Origin of the sequence: Desulfovibrio sp. DV, assembly GCF_001936595.1 — a bacterium.
GTDB lineage: Bacteria > Desulfobacterota > Desulfovibrionia > Desulfovibrionales > Desulfovibrionaceae > Solidesulfovibrio.
Genome location: NZ_MLBG01000010.1, coordinates 49,945 through 72,026, shown reverse-complemented (window position 1 = coordinate 72,026; position 22,082 = coordinate 49,945). Strand labels below are relative to the sequence as shown.

19 protein-coding genes are annotated in these 22,082 nt (G+C 65.2%); 15 read left to right on the top strand and 4 right to left on the bottom strand.

Going from position 1 to position 22,082, the window contains the following annotated elements:
• Positions 1-149 precede the first annotated feature (149 nt).
• Positions 150-893: a SagB/ThcOx family dehydrogenase gene (locus DVDV_RS04595; RefSeq protein ID WP_075353530.1), complete on the top strand. Its 744-nt coding sequence runs from the start codon at positions 150-152 to the stop codon at positions 891-893.
• A gap of 22 nt (positions 894-915) precedes the next feature.
• Positions 916-1,284: a cytoplasmic protein gene (locus tag DVDV_RS04590; protein WP_075353529.1), complete on the top strand. Its 369-nt coding sequence runs from the start codon at positions 916-918 to the stop codon at positions 1,282-1,284.
• 58 nt (positions 1,285-1,342) lie between these two features.
• On the opposite strand, the gene mutL is transcribed toward DVDV_RS04590, so the two are convergent.
• Positions 1,343-3,346, bottom strand: a complete 2,004-nt coding sequence (mutL, locus tag DVDV_RS04585) for a DNA mismatch repair endonuclease MutL (RefSeq protein ID WP_075353528.1) — start codon at positions 3,344-3,346, stop codon at positions 1,343-1,345.
• A 110-nt stretch (positions 3,347-3,456) separates the two neighbouring features.
• Here mutL and alr point away from each other — a divergent pair, with 110 nt between their 5' ends.
• From alr to DVDV_RS04560, 5 genes are all read left to right on the top strand, one after another.
• The gene (gene alr / locus DVDV_RS04580) at positions 3,457-4,581 is read left to right on the top strand and encodes an alanine racemase (RefSeq protein ID WP_075353527.1); all 1,125 of its coding nucleotides are present in this window, start codon (positions 3,457-3,459) and stop codon (positions 4,579-4,581) included.
• Between the two features lie 54 nt (positions 4,582-4,635).
• A complete protein-coding gene (locus tag DVDV_RS04575) occupies positions 4,636-5,286 on the top strand; it encodes an endonuclease III domain-containing protein (RefSeq protein ID WP_075353526.1) in 651 nt (216 codons plus the stop codon).
• Positions 5,286-6,296 carry a murein hydrolase activator EnvC gene (locus DVDV_RS04570; RefSeq protein ID WP_075353525.1) on the top strand — a complete coding sequence of 337 codons (1,011 nt, stop codon included), beginning with the start codon at positions 5,286-5,288 and terminating at the stop codon, positions 6,294-6,296. The genes DVDV_RS04575 and DVDV_RS04570 overlap by 1 nt, the downstream gene beginning before the upstream one ends.
• A gap of 81 nt (positions 6,297-6,377) precedes the next feature.
• On the top strand, positions 6,378-7,667 hold the full coding sequence (locus DVDV_RS04565; RefSeq protein WP_075353524.1) for a S41 family peptidase: 1,290 nt from the start codon (positions 6,378-6,380) through the stop codon (positions 7,665-7,667).
• 121 nt (positions 7,668-7,788) lie between these two features.
• Positions 7,789-8,886 (top strand): divergent polysaccharide deacetylase family protein, encoded by a 1,098-nt coding sequence (locus DVDV_RS04560; RefSeq protein WP_254845250.1) that lies wholly within the window; start codon positions 7,789-7,791, stop codon positions 8,884-8,886.
• Positions 8,887-9,018: 132 nt separating this feature from the next.
• Here DVDV_RS04560 and DVDV_RS04555 read toward each other — a convergent pair whose 3' ends face one another.
• Positions 9,019-10,116 carry an acyltransferase gene (locus DVDV_RS04555; RefSeq protein WP_075353522.1) on the bottom strand — a complete coding sequence of 366 codons (1,098 nt, stop codon included), beginning with the start codon at positions 10,114-10,116 and terminating at the stop codon, positions 9,019-9,021.
• A gap of 128 nt (positions 10,117-10,244) precedes the next feature.
• Here DVDV_RS04555 and DVDV_RS04550 point away from each other — a divergent pair, with 128 nt between their 5' ends.
• Positions 10,245-11,021, top strand: coding sequence for an MBL fold metallo-hydrolase (locus DVDV_RS04550; protein WP_075353521.1), 777 nt, complete (start codon positions 10,245-10,247; stop codon positions 11,019-11,021).
• Positions 11,022-11,126: 105 nt separating this feature from the next.
• Here the strand turns inward: DVDV_RS04550 and DVDV_RS04545 are convergent, their stop codons facing one another.
• Both DVDV_RS04545 and DVDV_RS04540 read right to left on the bottom strand, forming a co-directional pair.
• Complete coding sequence (locus DVDV_RS04545; RefSeq protein WP_254845249.1) at positions 11,127-12,125, bottom strand: L,D-transpeptidase; 999 nt, start codon at positions 12,123-12,125, stop codon at positions 11,127-11,129.
• A gap of 25 nt (positions 12,126-12,150) precedes the next feature.
• The gene (locus DVDV_RS04540) at positions 12,151-12,849 is read right to left on the bottom strand and encodes a C40 family peptidase (RefSeq protein ID WP_075353519.1); all 699 of its coding nucleotides are present in this window, start codon (positions 12,847-12,849) and stop codon (positions 12,151-12,153) included.
• A gap of 265 nt (positions 12,850-13,114) precedes the next feature.
• On the opposite strand from DVDV_RS04540, the gene DVDV_RS04535 reads away from it, so the two are divergent.
• The 7 genes from DVDV_RS04535 (at position 13,115) to qrcC (ending at position 22,076) form a co-directional block, all read left to right on the top strand.
• A complete protein-coding gene (locus DVDV_RS04535; RefSeq protein ID WP_075353518.1) occupies positions 13,115-14,680 on the top strand; it encodes an ASKHA domain-containing protein in 1,566 nt (521 codons plus the stop codon).
• Positions 14,670-16,100, top strand: a complete 1,431-nt coding sequence (locus DVDV_RS04530; protein WP_075353517.1) for a small ribosomal subunit Rsm22 family protein — start codon at positions 14,670-14,672, stop codon at positions 16,098-16,100. Before DVDV_RS04535 ends, DVDV_RS04530 begins: the two co-directional genes overlap by 11 nt.
• 213 nt (positions 16,101-16,313) lie before the next feature.
• On the top strand, positions 16,314-16,871 hold the full coding sequence (gene rfbC / locus DVDV_RS04525) for a dTDP-4-dehydrorhamnose 3,5-epimerase (RefSeq protein WP_075353516.1): 558 nt from the start codon (positions 16,314-16,316) through the stop codon (positions 16,869-16,871).
• 24 nt (positions 16,872-16,895) lie between these two features.
• On the top strand, positions 16,896-18,356 hold the full coding sequence (locus tag DVDV_RS04520; RefSeq protein WP_075353515.1) for a mannose-1-phosphate guanylyltransferase/mannose-6-phosphate isomerase: 1,461 nt from the start codon (positions 16,896-16,898) through the stop codon (positions 18,354-18,356).
• A gap of 208 nt (positions 18,357-18,564) precedes the next feature.
• The gene (gene qrcA, locus DVDV_RS04515) at positions 18,565-19,134 is read left to right on the top strand and encodes a menaquinone reductase multiheme cytochrome c subunit QrcA (RefSeq protein WP_075353514.1); all 570 of its coding nucleotides are present in this window, start codon (positions 18,565-18,567) and stop codon (positions 19,132-19,134) included.
• Between the two features lie 10 nt (positions 19,135-19,144).
• Complete coding sequence (gene qrcB / locus DVDV_RS04510) at positions 19,145-21,295, top strand: menaquinone reductase molybdopterin-binding-like subunit QrcB (RefSeq protein ID WP_075353513.1); 2,151 nt, start codon at positions 19,145-19,147, stop codon at positions 21,293-21,295.
• 22 nt (positions 21,296-21,317) lie between these two features.
• A complete protein-coding gene (gene qrcC, locus DVDV_RS04505; RefSeq protein WP_075353512.1) occupies positions 21,318-22,076 on the top strand; it encodes a menaquinone reductase iron-sulfur cluster-binding subunit QrcC in 759 nt (252 codons plus the stop codon).
• The last annotated feature ends 6 nt before the right edge of the window (positions 22,077-22,082 follow it).

The following is a 22,082-nucleotide window of genomic DNA, read 5'->3' as shown; positions in this document are numbered from 1 at the left end:
GGGCAGTGCCCTTTGGAATCCCACCGGGGGAAAGTATGGTTGGACTGTGGGCGTTGCCAAGTCGGTGGGCTGATAGGGAGTCGCAGAGTCGGGGAGAGGCAGGCAATGCTGCTGCGGCATGAGGGCGAAATGGATCGGGAGTGCAGGGCATGGACGCAAACTTAAAGTTTTTCTTGAAAGACAGCATCCGCAAGATGGTGGACTTTTCCCAGACCGCCCAGAACCGGGGACTGCCGCCGCCGCCCCTGCAAAAGCCGTATCCGGCCGATGCGGCCTTGCTGGCCCTGCCCCGGCCCGGAGAGTGGGCCGGCATTGGCGACGTGTCGGTGGCTCGGGCCATCGCCGAAAGAAAATCCCACCGCAGTTTTCGTCGGGAGTTCTTGACCCTGGACGAGTTGTCTTTTCTTCTGTGGGCCACCCAGGGGCTGCGCAAGGCTCCGGGGCTGGCCGGCGGGCTTCGCACCGTGCCCTCGGCCGGCTGCCGCCATGCCTTCGAAACCTATCTGGCCATTTACCTGGTCCGGGGGCTTAATCCGGCCCTGTACCGCTATCTGCCGGTGGAGCACGCCCTGGTGGAAACCGCCCGCATGGAGCATCTGGACGAGGAGGTGGCCCTGGCCGCCTTCAACCAGGGTTTTGTGTCCCGGGGAGCGGCCACGTTTTTCTGGACAGCCGTGCCCGAACGCATGGAATGGCGCTACGCCGAGGCCTCCTACAAGGTCATGGCCCTGGACGCCGGCCATGTCTGCCAGAATCTCTATCTGGCCTGCGAGGCCATCGGGGCTGGGACATGCGCTGTGGCGGCCTATGACCAGGAAGCCTGCGACACGCTTTTGGGCCTGGACGGCGAAACCGAATTCACCCTCTATCTGGCCCCGGTGGGCAAGGTCTAAGGGCCGCAAGCGAGGAACCGCCATGGAAAAAGCCGAAGAATCCGGGAAAAAGATCGTGCTGTTCGCCTTTCGGGGCGACGTATCGTGCTTCGTCCACGTGCTCCTAAACGCCATCAACTACCGGGAAAAGGGCTACGAGGCCAAGGTGGTGCTGGAAGGCGAGGCGACCAAGCTTGTGGCCGTGCTGGCCAAGACGGACAACCCCATGCATGCCCTGTTTGAAAAAACCAAGGCGCTCGGGCTTTTTGCCGGGGTGTGCCGGGCCTGCTCCCATGTCCTTGGCAGCCAGGAAGCCTGCGTGGCCGAGGGGATGACGCTTCTTGACGACATGCACGGCCATCCGGGCATGGCCCGCTACAGCGAAGAGGGATTTACCATCCTGATTTTCTAGCCCAAAAAAACGGATTGATAGTGAGGCCGGGAGCGGGGGAAACACCCGTCCCCGGCTTTTATTTGCGCTTGAACATCTTTTCCATTTCGCGCCGGCCAAAGCGCACCGCCACCGGCCGGCCATGGGGGCAATAGTCGCGCTCCGGGGCCTTGGCCCACTGGGCAAGCAGGGCCACCGCCTCGTCATCGGTCAGCCGCGTGCCGGCCTTGATGGCCGTCTTGCAGCTCATGAGCACCCACAGGTCCTGCAAGGACTTGGACTGCCCCGACAGGGCCGCGCCAAGGTATTCCCGGGCCTGCCCCACGGTCAGCCCCGGCGGCGCGCCGGTGATGGCGGCCATGCCCGGACGCGGCGTTTCCACCACAAAGCCCATGGCCCGAAGCTCGGTAAAAAGGGTCTGGAGCCGGGCCTGCTCCGAGGGATGGAGGGCTATTTCCACCGGCATCCCCAGCGGCCGGCTGTGGCCCCGGCTGCCGCTGGCCTCCATGCCGGCGTAGATGACGCGTTCATGGGCGGCGTGCTGGTCCACCAGCACGAGCTCCCGGCCGAAATCCACAATGAGATAGGTGTCGTCGAACTGGCCCAGATAGCGCAGTCCCGGTGGCAGGGCCGGTTCCAGCTCCTCGGGGGTGCGGGCGCGCAACACCGTCTCTTCCGCAGCATAGCCGGCGTCGCCAGCCTCGCGGGCGGCGGCAGCCCGGCGGGCCAGGGCCGGCGGATCGAAATGGCGTGCCTGTCCGGCCGGGCCGGCCGGATCAGACTGTCCGAACTGGCCGGGCCGGGCCAAAGCGGCCGGGGTTTCCGCCACCCGCGAGGCCGGTCGGCCACTCCCGGGCATCTCTGAAGCTCCTGGCAGGGGCGGCAGGGTTTCGGCAAACGAGGTGCGCCCACGGTGTTGCCCGTCCGGCAGGGAGGCGGCCGACGGCGTGGTTTCATGGGGCGAGGGGGCGTCGGCACGCACCAGTTCGTCGAGGAAATCCCGGCGGCTGGCAAATTTCGGCGCTTCGCCGTCGGCCTTGACCCAGGGCTGGGGGGCCGGCACGGTGCGAAGGATGAGCGCCTTGTCCAGCGCCGCGCCAACAGCCCGGCGCAGATGCAGGAAAATGGCCTGCTCGTCGCGAAAACGCACCTCGGTCTTGGCCGGGTGGACGTTGACGTCGAGGTCTTGCGGGTCAATCGTCAGGAAAATGACCGCCTGCGGGTATTCCCGGGCCAGCAGCCGGCCCTTGTAGGCTTCGCGCACGGCGGCCAACAGCACCCGGTCAAGGACCGGACGGCCGTTGACGTAGAAATACATGCGGTCGGCCTTGGCCTGGGCCTTGAGCGGCTTGCCGAGCACCCCGGACACCGTCATGCCGTCGGCGGCGTAGGACATCTCAAAGAGATCTTCGGTGACGGCCGGCGGCCAGATGCCGGCCAGCCGGGCGGTCAGGGTCTGGCCGGCCGGAAAACGCAGGACCGTGCGGCCGCCGACCGTGAGCTTGAAGGCCACGTCCAGACGGGTGAGCGCCGCCCGGGCAAAGAGTTCGGTGGCCCGCTTGGTCTCGACAGCCTCGGATTTGAGGAATTTGAGCCGGGCCGGCACAGCGGCAAACAGGTCGCGCACCTCGATGCGCGTCCCCTTGGCCAGGGCGGCCGGGCCGCGCTCCAGGATGCGGCCGTTTTCCACGGCCACAAACGCGCCTTCCTCAAAGGCCTCGTGGCGCGAGGCCATGCGGAAGCGCGACACCGAGGCGATGCTCGGCAGGGCCTCGCCGCGAAAGCCGAAACTGGCGATGGTTTCCAGCTCGGCCATGGACGTGATTTTGCTTGTGGCGTGGCGGGTGAGCGCCAGGGGCAGTTCTTCGGGCGTCATGCCGCCGCCGTCGTCGCTTATGATGATGGCTGTGCGGCCGCCGCCTTCGATGGTGGCCTCGATGCGGCTGGCGCCGGCGTCGAGGCTGTTTTCCATAAGCTCCTTGAGCACACTGGCAGGCCGTTCCACCACCTCGCCGGCGGCGATCTGGTTTTGCAGTTCCGGCGGCAGGATGCGGATGGTGCGATGGGTTGTGGCGTTTGGCATGGCCCATTTATACGCCTTTTCATCCCGCCCTGCCAGCCGGCTGATTCGGCTGGAAAACCGCTTCCGATGGGCGTAGGTACGGGCGGGTCGTCACCGCAAAGGAGCGTTTCATGGCCATCGAACACAACTACCTGCGCACCCTGGTCCGGGTTTCAAATATCGTTAAAAACTATGAATTGCTGCGCCAAAACGGCGGCCAGATCATTGCCGTGGTCAAGGCCGACGCCTACGGCCATGGCCTCGTTGAAACAGCCTCAGCCCTGGCTGGCGCCGGCTGCCAGGCCTTTGCCATCGGTTCGGTGGCCGAGGGCGCGGCCCTTCGCCAGGCCGGTCTGGCTGCTGAGATCATTTCCCTGCTCGGGCCGGTCCTGCCCCAGGACGACGTCCTGGCCATCGAAAAGGGCATCATTCCCTTTGTCCATGATTTTGACCAACTCGACCGGCTGGCCACCGCCTGCAAGGCCCTTTCGCGAACGGCCCGGGTGGCGCTCAAGTTCGACACCGGCATGGCCCGCCTGGGCTTTGCCGAGGCCGATGCGGCAAGGCTCGCAGAAGTGCTGGGCAAAACCCCCTGCCTCGAAGTGGCCATGGTCAGTTCCCATCTGGCCACGGCCGATGATCCGGCCGCCTTTGACTTCGTGGCCGAACAGGGGGCGCGTTTTGCCCGCATCTGCCAGACCCTGCGCCACGGCGGGCTGTCGTTTCGGGCCTCGCTGTGCAATTCCGCCGGTATCCTGGCCCACGGCGACAGCATCGGCTTTGACGCCCGCCGGGCCGGCATTGCCCTGTACGGGGTCAATCCCTTTGCCGGCACCAACCGCGAGGGCCTGGGCCACGGGCTGCTGCCGGCCATGGAGACCACCACCCGCATCGTGTCGGTCCACGACCTGCCGCGCGGGGCGTCCATCAGCTACGGCCGCACCTATGTGGCCGAGCGCGACATGCGGGTGGCCATCGTGGCTGTCGGTTATGCCGATGCCTACAGCCGGGGCCTGTCCAACAAGGGCTTTCTGTGTCTGGCCGGCCGGCGCGTGCCCATCCTTGGCCGGGTGTGCATGCAGCTGACCGCCGTGGACGTCACCGGCCTTGACGCCGTCAAACCCGGTGGCCAGATTCATCTTCTCGGAGGCGACGGGCCGGGAGCGATTACCGCCGATGATCTGGCCCTGTGGTGGGGGACCATCCCCTATGAGGTGTTCTGCCTGCTCGGGCTCAACCCTCGCCAGTACGTTTGAAATTTGCTAGAGGGTCAAATCACTCCCGCAACCAAGGATGCGCCTTTTCCGGTCATGAAGCGCCACACCCTGTTTCTCAATATGTACAGCGCCATGCTCGACGTCCTGGGACCGAGCGGCTGGTGGCCGGCGGCCACGCCCTTCGAGATGGCCGTGGGCGCAATCCTCACCCAGAATACCAACTGGCAGGGGGCCGCCCGGGCCATGGACAACATCCGAAAGGCCGGCCGGCTCGATCCTGTGGCCCTTTACGAGCTGCCGGACAATGATTTGGCCGAGTTGCTGCGCCCGGCCGGCTATTTCCGCCTCAAGGCCGGACGCCTCAAAAATCTCCTGGCGTTCATTGTCGAAGAACTGGGCGGTGACATCACCACCCTGGCCGACGCCGGCCTGGATGCGGCCCGGGAGCGGCTGCTGGCTGTCAAAGGCGTGGGGCCGGAGACTGCCGACAGCATCCTGCTCTATGGCCTGGGCCTGCCGAGCTTTGTGGTGGACGCCTACACCGCCCGCATCTGCTCCCGGCACGCGCTCATTCCGCTAGAGGCATCCTACGACGAGTTGCGCGAGCTCTTTATGGACGCGCTGCCGGTCGACGTTGGACTCTACAACGAATTCCACGCCCTGCTCGTGCGGGTGGGCAATGGCTGGTGCCGCCCGCGTGCGCCCAAATGCGATGACTGTCCCCTGGGCCGGTTTTTGCCGTGATGCGCGTTGCCGTCCGCGCTTGCCTGGCTCTTTTTCTGGCCCTGGCCCTGGCTCCAGGCCCGGCCCAGGCCCGCAAGCCGGTTGCGCCCGACCCGGCCGAGGCCCGGGCGCGCCTGAGCGAAGCCCGGGCCAGGGTTGCGGCGAGCGAGGCCGAGACCCGGCGCTTGTCCCGGCAACTGGCGGCGCTGGAGGCGGCCCGCGACAGCGAGGCGAGACGTCTGGCCTCTTTGCTGGCCGCCCTGTGGCCCCTTCGCGCCGAGAGCCTTGCCGCCGGTGTGCCGGCCGGCAGCGACTGGGCCGAGTCCGACCGCCGCTATGTCTGGACCAGGTCGCTCTATGAAGCGGCGCTCACGGCCCGGCAGGCCTTTGACGCGGCTGCGGCCAAGGCCAGGCAGGGGCGTCTGGCCCGCGACGATGCGGCGCTGCGCCTGCTGGCCGGCCAGAAGGAGTCGGACCGGGCTTTTTCCGAAGCCGTGACCAGCAGGGTGCGCGAACTGGAAAACGCCCCCGGCTCCCGGGCGGGCGACGGCGCGGTTGTGCTCGGGCAGGCCCTGGAGGCGACCGTCGCCCCGGGCGATGCAAGTGACCGGGGTGCTGCCGCCGAGGCCGGGCCGGCTGTGTTTGCGCCGCCGCCCGGCGGCTTGTCCTGGCCGACGCCCGGCAAGGTCCTCATCCCGTTTGCCGCCGCCAACCAGGCCTACCGCCAGGGCATGGTCCTGGCCGCCCCCGAAGGGTCACCCGTGGCCGCCGCCGCCCCTGGCCGGGTGGTTTTTACCGGCACATTGCGTGGCCTTGGCCGGGTGGTTATCCTGACCCATGATGATCGCTGCCACACGGTCTACGCCTGTCTCGGCGACAGCGCCGTATCGGTCGGCGAGGCCGTGTCCGGCGGGGCACCGCTTGGCAGCAGCGGCTATTGCAACCAGACGCGGGCTTCCGGCGTCTATTTCGAATTGCGTTTTCGGGAAAAAGCCCTTAATCCGGCGGAGTGGCTTGCCGTCAGGCGCTAGGGCTCGCCTCTGGCCGGCGGCGCGGGATTTGCCTGCTGCCCCGGCCGCTTCGAGGTCCGTCAGTTTCGTGGAGGAGATGGTATGCGTTTTTTGACCAAAGTGTCGTGTTCTCTGGCCGTCTGCCTGGCCCTTGGCTCCGTCGCATTTGCCGCCGCGAAACCCGAGGATGACCGGTTTGCGCCGCTCAAGCGCTTCAGCCAGGTCATGGATCTGGTGGAAAACCACTACGTCAAGCCCGTCACCCGCAATGAACTCATTGATGGGGCCATCGTCGGGATGCTCCAGCAGCTCGATCCCCATTCAAGTTTTCTGTCCAAAGACGAATTCAAGGAGATGCAGGTCAGCACCTCCGGTGAATTCGGCGGCATCGGTATCGAGATCAGCATGGAAAACGGCCGCCTGACCGTCATTTCCCCCATTGACGATACTCCGGCCGACAAGGCCGGCATCAAGTCCGGCGACGTTATTTTGGAGATCGAGGGCGAGTCCACCCAGGACATGACCCTGGTCGACGCCGTGCAGAAGATCCGCGGACCCAAGGGCAAGGCCGTGTCCCTGACCCTTGTGCACAAGGACCAGCAAAAGCCCTTCAAGGTCAAGGTGGTGCGCGACACCATCCCGATCATCAGCGTCAAAGCCAACGAAGTCGAGCCGGGCTATCTCTACATCCGCCTCAATCGCTTCAACGAGAATACCACCACCGAGCTCAAGCAGGCCCTGACCGATTACCAGAAGGGCGGCAAACAGCTCAAGGGCACCATCCTTGATCTGCGCAACAACCCCGGTGGTCTGCTCGAACAGGCCGTCAACGTGTCCGACGTGTTTTTGCCCAGCGGCCAGATCGTTTCCATCAAAGGCAAAAACCAGGAACAGGAGAAGATATTCTCGGCCAAGGGCGACGGCTCCGACGTCGTTTCGCCGCTGGTGGTGCTGATCAATTCCGGTTCCGCTTCAGCCTCGGAAATCGTGGCCGGTGCCCTCAAGGACCACAAGCGCGCCCTGCTCGTCGGTGAGAAGACCTTTGGCAAGGGGTCGGTGCAGACCGTCATTCCGCTCTCCGACGGCTCCGGCATCAAGCTGACCACCGCCCTGTACTACACGCCAAGCGGCCGCTCCATCCAGGCCGAAGGCATCGAACCCGACTTCATGGTCCCCATGCAGGATAACGAGTCTGATCGCGACAAGCTCGCCGCCAACCACCAGTTCCGCGAGCGCGACCTGACCCGGCATTTGGAAAACAAGAAAAAGAAAGCGTCCGACGCGACTGATGATCCCAAGCAGAAGATGCTCGATCAGCTTGCCCGGGACAATCAGCTCAAACTCGCTCTGGAATTGGTGAAGTATTTCCCCATCAAAACCTACGTCCCCTAAGAAGCGCCCAGCCAGGAAGGGAGCCGCCAAACCCGCCAAGGGACCGGGCAAGGCTCCCAAGGGCACACGAGCCGGAGGGAACAAACGCATTGTTCTCTCCGGCAAACCTGTTTTAACAGCCGTGGCCGGTCTGGCCCTGGCTGCCACTCTCGTCGTGCTCGCCTCCATGCTCTTTGGCCCTTTCCCGTCGCTGCCCTGGGAACGCACTGTGGCCCCGGCCGTCAAGACGACAGCCCCGAAGCAGGTGGCCGAGAAAAAGAAACGCGACGTTGGCAAACCCCAGTCCCAGACCCAGGCCCAGCCTCGGGCGCAGACCCCGGAGCAGATCCTGGCCGAGGCCCTGGCCCAGGCAAAAGCCCAGGCCCAGACCCAACCGGCAAAGCAGGCCGCCGTCCATTACGAAGAGCATCTGCCGCCCCAGGCCGGCCAGCCTGAAAACGGCAATGGGAGCCACGAAATACGCGCCAGCGTCGAGCCGCCAAGCCCGACGGCCCCGTCGGCTCCGGCTCCGCCCGAGCCCCAGACCCATCCCGTGGCCCGGGATGCGGGCAAGGGGCCCCGCATGGTCGTGGTCATCGACGATATCGGCGACCATCCGGTCATGGCCAAAAACCTGACGGAACTGCCGTTTCCGGTCACCCTGGCCATCCTGCCCAGCCGGCCCAGAACCAGTTCCGTCGAAGCCATGGCTGCAGCCCAGGGCATTGAGATCATTTTGCACCAGCCCATGCAGCCCGGCAGCTACCCCCGCGTCAACCCCGGCCCTGGTGCGCTTTTTACCGATATGGACGCCCAGCGCGTCAAAAGCATCGTGGCCGACAACCTCGCCCAGCTGCCCCATGTCAAAGGCATCAACAACCACATGGGCTCTGCGTTTACCAGCGATCCCGAAGGCATGGACGCAGTCATGGCCGTGCTCAAGGAAAAGGGCCTGTTCTTCCTCGATTCCGTCACCTCTGCCGTCAGCGCCGGCCCCGAAGCCGCCCGAAAACACGGCGTGCCGTTTTATCGCCGCGCCGTGTTCCTCGACAACGTCCGAAACGTCCGCACCATCCTCGGACAACTCAAAACCGCCGAACGAAACGCCATCAAAAACGGCCGGGCCATTGCCATCGGCCATCCCTACGGCGAAACCCTGGAAGCCCTGAAAATTTGGGCCAAAGAACGCGAACTAGGCGTTGCCGTCGTAACGCTCACCGAACTCGGCCCTGAATTCTGAGCCGGTTGTAACGGGTGGGGGAGGCAGTGCAGGGCAGCGCCCTGCACCGCCTCCCCGTTAGCAGGGGTCCGGGGGGATCATCCCCCCGGCCGCCGGAGGCATCTTCTCGTCTCGTATCTTCTCTTCTCTCGATTATTTCCCTTTCCCTCTCGCTTCGAACTTGGCCACGATGCGGTCCTGCCAGCGTGACAGGGCGTAGGAGGCCGGCAGGCTGACTGCGGCCAGCAGGCACATGGCGGCGAAGGGGTGCAGGCTTTGCAGCAGGTTTGCGCCGTAGCCGAGGATGGGCTGGTGGAGCAGGTAGAAGCTGTAGGAGGTGGCGGCGGCCAGGGAGACGGCGGGTTTGGCCCCGAGTCGGGCCATGGCCGGCCAGGAGAAGAGTGTGCCGCCGAGTCCCAGGCAGGTGATGGTGAGCAGGATATGGGCCAGTGTGGCGGGCAGATGGGCCTTGTACACGATGGCCAGGGGCAGGCCGAAGTAGGTTGCGGCCAGGAAGCCGACCAGCCAGGAGGTTGGGATGCCGCTTACCGGATCCCCCTGGCGGGGATTGGCGGCGCGGGCTTTCCAGGCCAGGGCGAAGGCCATGCCCAGGGCGAATTCGGGCAGCCGGTAGGGCAGGTTGAAGTAGAGCATGTAGTCCAGCAGGGCGGCGGTTGTGCTGACTTTGGCCAAAAGCGACAGGACGATCCACAGGCCCCAGCCGAAGGCGAGGCAGCCGGCGGTGGCTCGGGCCGGGCCGAACTTGGTGAAAAGGCGCAGCAGCAGCGGGAAGGTCAGGTAGAACTGGGCCAAAAGCCCCATCCACCACAAGGCCGGTTCGAGGCAGAAAAACCGCGTCGGGTCGAAGGTTTGCACGAAAAAGAGTTTTTCGGCCACGCAGGCTCCCAGGGCAGCCAGGGGCATGGCTCCGGCGAGTAGCGCCACCACGCTCCACAGGGCCAGGGAGAGATAGTATTGCGGGGTGATGCGGCCGAAGCGGCGGCGGAAAAAGTCGAAGTAGGCCAGGGGCGGCTTGCCGCCGGGATTGGCGTGGGGCAAGGTGAGCACGAAGCCGGTGATGGCGTTAAAGACCACCACGCCGAGGTAGCCCTGGCTCATGATGTCGCCGAGGATGGGGCCAAAGGGATTTTGCGCGCCACCGGCGGGCAGCACGGTCCAGAGGTGGTAGAAGAAGATGCCGAACATGGCCAGGACCCGGATGCTTTCGATCTGGGTGACGCGGCGCTGCATGGGGATTCCTTTGGTCGGTTGGGGGTGGAGCCGGACGCGGGCGGCATGGGGTGCGCCTTTGGCCGCAGGAATGCTCCCGTTGTGGCGAAAAGCCGGGCATATTGCAAGGTTTGGGAGGGAAATCGGTCATGCGGGTGACGTTTGTGGGAGTTGGCGAGGCGTTTGACGAATGTTTGCCCAATACCAGTCTGTTTGTGGCCGGCATGGCCGGCGAGTCGCGCCGCACAGTGCTTTTGGACTGCGGCTTCACGGCTGCGGCGGCCTTTTTCGGCTGTCCCGGCCTGTCTGATTCCGACCGCCGCGACGGGCCTGACGCGGTGTGGATTTCCCATTTTCATGGCGACCATTTTTTCGGCCTGCCGTATCTGCTGGCCCGGATGCAGGAGCAGGGGCGGGTGCGGCCGCTGTTTCTTCATGGCGGCGAGGGCCTGGCGACGCGGGCAGGGCAGGTTGTCGATCTGGCCTATCCGAATTTGCGGGCCAGGCTTGATTTCGAGCTGGTGTGTCTTGAGGCCCGGCCGGAGGTGCCGTTGGTGATGGCCGGATTTGCCGCCCGGGCGGCTGTGACCGGGCATGGCGCGCCGTGTCTGGGTCTGCGTCTGGAGACCCGGTTCGGGGTGCTGTATTATGGCGGGGACGGCGCGCCGACGCCGGCCTGCCGGGATTTGGCCTCGGGTTGCACCCTGGTGGTCCAGGAAGGCTATGGGATTTCGCCGGGCGTTGCCGGGCATGGGTCGGTTGCCGAGGCGGTGGAAACGGCCGAGTCGGCCTGGGCCAACGCCCTGGCCGTGGTGCATGTGCGCCGGGAGCTGCGCCGGGAGCGGGGCGAGGCGATTCGCCGGACCCTGGCCGGGGCGTCGATCCGGGCTTTTCTGCCGGAGCCGGGCGAGGTCTTTGAGGCCTAGCCCCGGGGACGTGTCAGGACAGCATTGGCTGTCGGCCTGCCGTGCTTTTTCGACGGGCCGGCACCCAAGCGAAGCGGTCTGCAGGCGTGAAACGCCGCACGGCTCTCAGCGTGAGGCGCTGCCCATGGCCGAGTCGCCGACCACGAGGTAGCTGCCGGGCCGCGACACCGGACGTCGATCCCGGCGCAACAGCCACAGGTCGCGCTCTTTATCGGTCGAGGCAATGGACTCGTAGTGCCGGTCGAGGATGGAATGCTGGTCGAGAAAGGCATTGGCCGCTGCCGAGACCCGCACGCAGCCCTTGGAGTCCGGGCCGCCCAGGCGGGGTTCGCCCTGGTCGGGGTCGGTGGCGTGCATTAAAAGGCGCATCTGGCTGTCGTAGACCCCCTGGCGGAACTGGCGCGGGGCCTGCTGGTAGCCGAAATCCCAGACCCGGCTGCCGCGTGCACCAAGGCCGCGCCAGCCTTTGCTGTTCTTGGTCCCTTCGGCCCGGTAGCCCCAGTTTTCCGGCAGGTGCTCAAAGACGCCGACCGGGGTGATAAACGAGTCCTCCCCGGGGCGCAGTTTGCCGGAGGAAATAAAATCGGCTCCGAGCAGGACCACATGCTGCCCCTCGGCGTCGAAGAAAGCCAGAATGATAAGCTGGGTGGATGGATTGCGGTCGGCGTAGACGAAATACTGGCTCACGGACAGATCGGCTCCGGCGGCCTTGAGCCGGGCCAGGGCGTCGGTGCGCACGGCGTCGCGGTAGGCATTGGCCGGGGTCGTCAACAGGTCGAGGCGGTGCTGGCCGCCCTTGGAACCGAGACGGGCCAGGGTCTTTGTGGTGACTGTGGCGGCAAATTCCTGGCTGACCTGAACCAGTTCCTGGCGCAAGGCGGGGTTGGCCACCTGGGCCATTTCGGACTGGGCAAATCCATGGCCATTGACAGCGGCAGTTGCCGCCCCGGAGGGTTCCTGTCTGGTTTTGGCGGCCTGGGCAGCTTCCGGGCAACCGGGCAGCCCGGCAGCCAGGGAGAGGCCCAGGGCGAGGAGGCAGACTGTGGCCAGGGCAGGACGAAAAAGCGGGCCTCCCGACCGAGGGAAACCCGCTTGGCTGGCCATGTGGCGCGGCGTGCACGAAGCGACGCTAGAAGACCCGGCGGCCTCCGGCATAATGCGTTCTCCAGTAATCTTCTTCGAGGTGTGAGATGGTCACGTTCTTGCCGTAGGTTGCGCTGTGGATGAACTTGCCGTTTTCCAGATAAATACCGACGTGATTGATGCCCCGTTTGGAGCGGAAAAAGACGAGATCGCCTTTGCGCAGGCTGTTTTTGGCGACTTCCTTGCCCACCTGGTACTGTTCGCGGGAAGAGCGGGGCAGATTGACGCCGTAGCGGTTAAACACCCAGGTGGTAAATCCCGAGCAGTCAAACCCGGTGTTGGGATCGCAGCCGCCTGAGCGGTAGCGGGTGCCGAGCTGGGTGGAAGCGGTGCGCAGGATGCGGTCATAGACGCCGCCCTTGCGCTGGACCGCAGCCACTTCGAAAAGATTGTCGCTGATGAGCTTGTCAGGCGAAGCAGCCGTCTGCTTGGGGGCCGATGGGTGGCCCTGGTCGAAAAGATTGCCTGAAATGAGATTGTTTTCGGCGGTGGCGATCAGCCGGGCCTCGGGGACGTTGCCGTCAATGAAGTTGTTGCGGGCGTTAAAGCCTTGGTAGTCTTCAAACTGGTAGGAGTAGGATTTGGGTTTTGAAGAACACCCGGCCAGGGCGAAGGCCAGGATTGCCATGATGGCGAACGGTTTGAGCTTGCGTAGGGCGTTGGCGTGTGCGTGCGCGTCGGTCAAAACTTTTTCTCCTTGCTGGAGTTGCCGGCCGGGGCCGCATCCACGTATCCGTCCAATCCAATCGATACCGTGGGGGCGTTCATCGCTTGCAGGCGCGATGAATCTTGTCGCAATCGCCGGATACATTTCTTCAAAAGGTAGGCTTTGTTTAAAAGCTTCAAAAATCCCCGTCAAGGATATTTTGAGAATTTAATAAATTGAAATCTCCTCCAGGCAACGCTCCAACCCTTGTCCGGGGGGCGAAAATGGGGAACAATCAGCGGAAATGGCGATCATTTTTTCTGCAACGACAGCCCGGGGGAAAGGCCGCGTGCCGGCCGCTCCGGGCGACACCCTGGCCCGGGCGCTTTTCCGGGCAGGTTTCTTCGTTGGTGTGCCGCTTTGCGCCGGCCTTGGCCGTTGCGGCCGTTGCCAGGTCCGGTTTCTGCGGGATGCACCTTTGCCTTTGCCGGCTGAACGCCGCCGCCTGTCCGGGGGGGCTCTGGCAGACGGCTGGCGGCTGGCCTGCCTGCATCCGGCCCGTGGCGGCGAGGCTCTCGCCCTGGCCGACACCGGCCCGGCTCCGGCCTACGACCGGCTGGCTGGCCCCGCCCCTGTTTCCGTGGCCGGGCCGGTGGGGCTGGCTGTCGATTGCGGCACCACCGGGCTGGCCTGGCGGGTGGTGTCCCTGGCCGACGGCAGGGTTGCGGCCGAGGGCCGCGGGGTCAATCCCCAACTCGGGGCCGGGACCGAGGTGGTTTCCCGGCTGGCCTTTGCCCTGGAGCCGGGCGGCGGGGCCTATTTGCGCCGGCTGGTCATCGACGAGCTGCTCCGTATGGCCGCCCTGGCCGGACCGCAGCTTTCTGCCCTGTGTGTGGCCGGCAACCCGGCCATGCTGTCGATTTTATGCGACAAACCCCTGGCCGGTCTGGCCCGCGCCCCGTATGGCCTGGCCTGGCGGGCCGGCGAGACCGTCGATCTGGGGAGCGGCCTGCCCCCGGCCTATGTGCCGCCATTTTTCGGCCCTTTTGTCGGAGCCGACATTGCCGCCGGACTGGCCGTGCTGACCCGGCAGGCCCCGGCCTATCCGTTCATGCTCGTCGATCTTGGCACCAATGCCGAAATGGTCCTGGCCCTTGGGCCGGACCGTTTCCTGGCCGCCAGCGCCCCGCTTGGGCCGGCCCTGGAAGGCGTGGGGCTGTCCCAGGGAGCCATGGCCGGGCCGGGTGTGGCGGTGGCCTTTGACCTGACGCCTGGGGGACTGGTCCCGGTTTTCTTCGGGGGTGGGCCGGCTCCGGCGGTGCCAAAGGGCATTGCCGGACCGGGCTATCTGTCCCTGGCCGCCCGGTTGCGGGAGCAGGGGGTCCTTGACGTGGACGGGCGATTCGCTACAACCCCGGCCGCGACCCCGCTTGGCCGGCGACTGGCGGCCGGGATCGGCAACAGGCATGGCGAACCGTCTTTCGTGACGGCCGGCTGCCGGCTGCCGGCCTCCGACGTCGAGGAGCTGCTCAAGGTCAAGGCCGCCTGCAATCTGGCCTTTTCGAGCCTGCTTGCCGCCGGCGCCCTGACCACGGCCCAGCTCGCCTCGGTCCATCTGGCCGGGGCGTTCGGCACGGCCGTCTCGCCCGGGGATCTGGAAACCCTCGGCTTTTTCCCGCCGGGACTGGCCGGCAGAACCCATGTCGCCGGCAATCTTTCCCTGGAAGGCGCCGCACTTTTTCTCACCGATCCGGCCAGCCGCGAGCAGGTCGCAGCCCTGGCCGCCAAGACCGCCGTGGTCCCCCTGGTCGCTGCCGACGATGCCGGTTACGCCTTCATCCAAAGGATGGTTTTTTCCTATGTCCCGTGATGCTGCTGATTCATTGCCCCGCTCCGGCCCGATTGGAGCCGCCCGCCACCTGTTTGCGGCCATCCCCCCGGAGGTTTCGGCCCGGCTGTCGGCCTACCCGGAGATGCTGCGCCGGGTGCTGCCGCTGCGTCCGGCCATGATCCGGGAGTTGCCGCGTCTGGTGCGCGAGCTGTCCATGTCCCTGACGGCCGAACGCGAAGGCGGCCCAAGGCCTGGATATTTAAGCGAACCGCGCACGCTTTCGGCCTATGCCTGGTACTATCTGCCCTGGAACCTCATGCGCCTGTCGCGCCTGCTGCCCGGACTCGACCTCAACCTCCCGGACGGCGGCCTGGTGTGCGACCTGGGCAGCGGCCCGTTGACCTTTGTCCAGGCCTTGTGGCTGTCGCGGCCGGACCTGCGCCGCAAAAAACTGCGCATTGCCTGCCTGGACCGTTCCAAACGGGCCCTGGACCTGGGGCTTGGGCTTTTTACCGAACTGGCCGGCTTCGATCCGACCGCCCCGGACGCGCCGTGGAACATCCGGGTGACCCGGGGCGAATACTGGCAGGGCCTGACCGGGGGCGCAGACCTGATCGCCATGGTCAACGTGGCCAACGAACTGGCCGGCACCAGCCGCGACCCCCTGGATTCGCGCATGGAGCGGGTGGCGGCCCAGTTGACCGACGCCCTGGCCCCGGGCGGACGGGCCTTGGTCGTCGAACCCGGAACCCGGCTTGGCTGGCGCTGCCTGCTTGGGATGCGCGAGGCCTTTATCGAGCTGGATATGGACATCTCCGCGCCCTGTCCCCACCGGGAGGAGTGCGTGCTGGTCGGGGGCCGCACCCGGGCCTGGTGCCATTTCAACATGTCGTCCAAGGGCGCGCCCAAGTGGCTGACGACCTTTTCCGAGCGGGCCAACCTTGGCAAAGAGCGGCTCAGCCTGTCGTTCCTGCTGGCCCGAAAGAGCCGGCCGAGCGTGGAATCCCGGGCGGTCCGGGTCGTTTCCGGGGCCTTTGCCCTGGCCGATGTCCCGGGCAGCGCCGTCTATGGCTGTTGCCAGAGCGGTCTGGCCGTGCTGGTGGCCCCGGATCGCCGGCCGCCATTTCCCGGCGACCTCCTGGCCGTGGACATCCCGGCCAACGCTCCCCTCGACGGCAAAAGCGGTGCGCCCCGGGTCATGCTGCCGGTTGACCCGGATGCGCCGGCCCCGGCCAAGCCCCAACCGGCACGGCAGGAAAATGCCGGCGCGCCGGCCAGACGGCTTCCGTCGGCCCGGCCCCGGGGGACCGGCAAACCCTCCCGGCCCGGCGGCGACGCTGCCGGCCGCGAGGCCGCCGGCGGGCGGTCCCGACCGGGAGGGGCCGGGACAAAAACGGCCGGTCCGGCCCGGAAAAAAGCGAAGAAAACAACGAAACGCCAGCCGCGCCGGACAGAATGACCGGGCCGGGCGGCGGCGTAGGCCCTTGAGTGGCAAATTGCATCCGGGTGGTGTCACGCAGTACCGGCCGGCAGCGACACACCGCTGTACTGTGAACGCTACAGAGGCCTGCCGCGATGACAGTTGTTGTCCAAGGGCGTGAAATACGATAGGGAGTGCGGCATCCGGCTGCACGGACGAACCAGTCAGCAATGAAGGAAAAGGAGGTCCCGCGTGGAGGTGTCGCAGACTGGCATCCCGGGGCTCGTCGTCGTCAAACCCAGAGTTTTCGGCGATCATCGGGGTTTTTTTCTGGAGACGTACAGCCGCGAGGCCTATGCCCGGGCTGGGTTGGACTATGATTTTGTTCAGGACAACCACGCCCGTTCCGGTCCCAAAGGGGTGCTGCGCGGGTTGCATTTCCAGTTGCCGCCGGCCACCCAGGCCAAGCTTGTCTGGGTAACGCGGGGCGCTGTCTTTGATGCGGTGGTTGACTTGCGGGTGGGCTCGCCGACGTACGGGAAGTGGTACGGCATTGAGTTGTCGGCGGACAATTTTTTGCGGCTCATGGTTCCCCGGGGCTTTGCTCACGGCTATGTCACCCTGACGGAAGATGCGGAATTCATGTACAAGGTGGATGCACCCTACACCCCGGCCCAGGATGCCGGCATTGCCTGGAACGATCCTGAAATCGGCGTGTCCTGGCCGGTAACGGACCCCATCCTGTCTGAAAAAGATGCTGTCCAACCCCGTCTGGCCGACGTCGGTTCTCCCTTCACCTATGCTCCCTGATCGCAGTCGGGACAAGGAGACGGCATGACCAGCACCGATTCCGTGGCGGCCGAGAGCAGCCGCCACGCCCTCATTCTGGCCGGGGGCTCCGGCACACGGCTGTGGCCGCTGTCGCGGACCTTGCTGCCCAAACAACTCTTGGCCCTTGGCGGCGACGAGACGTTGCTGCAGACCACGGTGCATCGGGTGGCCCGGGCCTTTGCCCCGACCCGGATCGCCGTGGTGACCAACGAGGAACATGTTTTCGAGGTGCGCGCCCAGTTGCGCGGCCTGCTTCCCGACGTGGCCGGGGCGGTCCTGGCCGAACCGGTGGGCAGAAACACCCTGCCGGCCATTTTGCTTGGCCTGGAGCGCATTGTCGCGACCGATCCCCAGGCCGTGGTCGGAGTGTTCCCGGCCGACCACCGCATTGACGATGCCGCTTCGTGGGTCCGGGCCATGGACCAGGCGACCGATCTGGCCCGCCAGGGCTGGTTCGTCACCTTCGGCATCCCGCCCCAGGCCCCGGAGACGGGCTACGGCTACATCCATCGGGGCGATGCGTTGGGAACCGGCAGCTACGCCGTGCTTGGCTTTACCGAGAAACCCGATCTGGCAACGGCCGAGAAGCTCCTGGCCAGCGGGCACTATTTCTGGAACAGCGGCATGTTCGTGTTTCGGGCCGATATGTTTCTCGAGGCGGTGGCCGCCCATGCCCCGGCCCTGTACGATTGGTGGCAGGCGCGGGGCGAACGGCCCCTGGCTGCGGGCTATGCCGGCATCCCGGATGTTTCCGTGGACTACGGCGTGGTGGAAAAGCTCGACCGCATCGCCATGGTCGAGGCGGGCTTTGACTGGGACGACCTGGGCAGCTGGGAGGCCCTATACCGCCTGGGCAAGCGTGACGCCAACGGCTGCGTGATCAAGGGCGACGTGCTGGCCCTGGATTGCTCGAATTCGCTCTTTTTTTCACAAGGGAGCACCCTGGCCGCGGCCGGGGTCAAAGACCTCATCGTCATCCAGACCCGCGACGCCACCCTGGTGTGCCCGGTGTCCGAAGCCCAGCGGGTCAAGGACGTGGTGGGGGCGCTCAAGTCCCAGGGCAGCAAGCTGGTGGAAGCCCACGTGACGGTGCGCCGTCCCTGGGGCAGTTATACCGTGCTTGAGGACGGGCCGGGGTTTAAAATCAAACGGATCGTGGTGCTGCCCGGGGCGCGCCTGTCGCTGCAGATGCACCACCATCGGGCCGAACACTGGGTTGTCGTGTCCGGCACGGCCCTGGTCCAGGTCGGCGAAAAAGAAATTCTTCTTTCCGACAACCAGTCCGTGGACATCCCGAAGACCAGCCTGCACCGGTTGTCCAACCCCGGAAAAGTGCCGGTTGAAATCATAGAAATCCAGTCCGGACCGTATCTTGAAGAAGACGATATCGTGCGTTTCGACGACATCTACGGACGCGAGGGCAAGGTGCCGGGAAAGAGTCAGCCAGGTGTCGGGGATTCGTGAAAATTTTCATAAGACCTTGACACGACAGTTGCAGCTTGGATAAAAAGCGCGGTGCGACAATCTGCGCCGGGGTGAGGGGACAAACCCCCGGAAGGACTCGCGACGTGGAGACACGTCTTTATATTATCCGTCTTTTCCACAGGGAAAAGCGGCCGCCGTGTGCCATTGCGCGCGGTGGACAACCAGCAACGGCATGGGCAGGGGAAGTATGGAGGAGAAGAGATCGAATTCGGCCGGCGGCGTGGGCGGCTTGGTGCTTTGCACCCTGATCGGCTTCGTCGGCGCCCTCGTGGTGGGATGGGTCATCTTTCCGAAGATGCTCTACAGCGAAAAGACACAACCCATTCGTTTCAGTCACACTGTCCACACACAGCTTGGCATTGACTGTGAGCAATGCCACCATCTGGGTCCGGACGGCCGATTCGCCGGCCTGCCCTCGACCGAGTCCTGTGCCGAATGCCATGGCGAAGAAACCGGCGATACCTCGGCCAATGGCAAGGAAATCGACAAGTTCATCAAGGATTATGTCAAGACTGGCGTTCAGGTCCCCTGGCTCGTGTACCAGTACCAGCCCGACAATGTGTTTTTCTCGCACGCCGCCCACCGTGGTTTCGAGTGCACCAAGTGCCATCTCGATGTGGCCAAGATGGACAATCCGCCGGCGTACTATGAGAACCGTTTGAGCGGCTACAGCAAAGACACGATGAAGATGTGGGAGTGCGAACGCTGCCATGCCTCTATGGGCACCAGCAACGCCTGCTACGTCTGTCATAAATAAGGGGGGAGAAATGGGACTTGATCGCAGAGCTTTCCTCGGGCTTGTGGCGGGTGGCACCGTGGGCATCATGTTCACCCCCGTTCCGTGGAAATTAATTGATGACGCTTCCATCTGGACGCAGAACTGGCCTTGGATTCCCAAGGTGCCCAAGGGCCAGATCGACTATGTGACCACGACCAGCAAGTTGTGCCCGGCCGGTGAGGGCCTTAAGATCATGCGCGTGGCCGGCAATCCCGTGAGCGCCGGCGGCAATCCGGACCATCCGTTGTCCCGCGGCGGCGTGTCCGCCCTGGCCCGGTCCGAAGTCTACATGCTCTACAGCCCGGCCCGCATCAAATCGCCGATGAAGCGCAACGGCAAGACCTTTGCCCCCATCACCTGGGAGCAGGCGCTTATCGAGATGGCTGAAAAGCTCGGTGCGGCCAAAGGCTCGGTAGCCAGCATCTCCGGCGATGCCACCGGCACCGTCAACGAGGTGCTCACCGCCCTCGTCGGCAAGCTCGGCAGCGCCGGTACCTTCATGATGCCCGGCGAAGCCACTTCGGCCGCCAAGGCGCTCAAACTGATGGGTGCCCAGGGCCAGGCCGGCTACGACTTCGAAAATGCCGACACCGTGCTCGTGCTCGGGGCCGACATCTTCGAGACCTGGGGCACGTCCACCAGAAATCGCAAGGCCTTCGGCGCGACCCGTCCCGCCGGGACCAAGCCCGCTTCCAATTACATCTACGTCGGACCCACCCGCAACAATACCGCGGCCGTGTGCGACCAGTGGATTCCCGCCTCCGCCGCCGACCTCGGCGTGGTGGCCCTGGGCATCGCCTGGCATCTGCTCAAGGCCGGTGCAACCAGCACCGCCCCGGGCTTTGACACCTTCAAGGCTGTGGTCAACGGCGGCTACGGTCCCGAAGACGTCAAGCGCGCCACTGGCATCGGCGGCGACGTCCTGGCCGGCATTGCCAAGACCCTGATGGCCTCCAAGGCCTCCCTGGTGGTCACCGGTTCCCCGTTTGGCCAGGGCATGGGCGCTGCGCCGGTTATCGCCGGCATGTCGCTCAATATGCTCCTTGGCCGCGTCAACAAGCCCGGCGGCGTCTTCATGCTGCCGGAACTGGCTTCGGTGGTTCCGGGCGCGCTGTCCCGTGCGGCCATGCTCGACGGCGACCTGCCGGCCTTCCTCAAGGGCGTCGAGTCCGGCAAGACCCCGGCTCCCAAGGCCCTGCTTGTCTACGATGCCAACCCGGCCTACGGCCTGCCCGAAGCGGCGACCATGGCCAAAGCCCTGGAAAAGATTCCGTTTAAGGTCAGCTTCTCCTCCTTCATGGACGAGACCGCGGCCCTTTGCGATCTGGTGCTGCCCAACTCGCTGCCCCTTGAGCGCTATGACGACGTGGTCACGCCCTACGGTTCCGGCTTTTGCCTCTACAGCCTGGTGCGGCCCATCCAGAAGCCCATCTACGACACCAAGACCTCGGCCGACGTCCTGTTGGCCCTGGCCCGCAAGCTGAGTATCGATCTCAAGTTCGATAATTTCCAGCAGGTGCTCAAGGAAAAAGTCGCCAGCCTGTCCAAGGCCAGCGGCGGTTTTGTGGCCAAGGATGTCATGCCCTGGCAGGTGGCTGCCGGCAAGCCCGCCCCGGCCCTGGTCGGCGGCGATCTCTGGAAGGCCCTGGAAGCCGGGTACGCCTGGACCATGGTCGGACAGGTGGCCCAGACCGGCATGGGGTTTGCCTCCGAAGTGGTGGCCAAGGCCGTCAAGGCCGGCAAGCCTGCGGCAGGCGCCACCCTGGCTCCCTACGCCCAGTTGCGCACCGGCACCCCGGCCACGGGTATTCCCTGCCAGGATCTGACCACCGTGCCTGATACCGAGTTGCTCGGCGAGACCACCCTGGTGCGCCTCAACAGCGAAACAGCCAAAACCCTCGGCCTCAAAAAAGGCCAGATGGTCAAGCTCTCCGCTGCCGGCGTCGACTGCCAGGCCAAGGTCCACATCTTCGAAAGCGTCATGACCGGCATGGTCTCGGCCCCCCTGGGCTTTGGCCACACAGCCTTTGACTACTTCAGCCAGGGCAAGGGAGCCAACTACCTCTCCCTCATGGCCGTGGCCGAGGAGCCGGGCTCCGGCATGTCCACGTGGATCGCTTCGGAAGTCAAAATCGCCTAACGCAAGGTAAAGGGAAGCCGTCATGTCCGGACAGAAAAAGGAATTCCCGATCACCTGGGGCATGGTGATCGACATTGACAAATGCACCGGCTGCGGGGCCTGCATGGCCTCTTGCCAGACGGAAAACAACGTCGAACCGCAACGCGAAGCCTCCAACAAGCTCCGGGCCACCTCGTGGATGACCGTCTATGAGCTGACCAACGACAAGGCCTACCCGGACCACGACATTGCCTATCTGCCCCGGCCCTGCCAGCAGTGCGGCAATCCGCCCTGTGTGTCCGTGTGCCCGGTCATTGCCACGGAGAAAAACGAGAACGGCGGGATCGTCAGCCAGGTCTACCCCCGTTGCATCGGATGCCGGTATTGTGTGGCCGCCTGCCCCTACCACGTCCGGTACTTCGGCTGGTTCGACCCGGTCTGGCCCGAAGGCATGGAAAAGACCCTGTCGCCCCTGACCTCGGTGCGGCCGCGCGGCGTTGTCGAAAAATGCTCGTTTTGCCACCACCGTTGGACCCTGGCCAAGGACGCTGCCCGCGCCGCCGGCAAGGATCCCGAGGACCTCGACGATGGGGCCTACGTCACCTCTTGCGTCCAGAATTGCCCTTCCGGGGCCCTCGCTTTCGGGGACCTGAAAAACCCCAAGCATAAGGTGCATGAGCTGATCAAAAGCCCCTACGCCTACCGCCTGCTCGAACGCCTGGGCACCGACACCCAGGTCTATTACATCAGCCGGCGGGAATGGGTGCGCAAGCTCGGCGACAACTACCTTAAAAGCGAGTAATCGGGG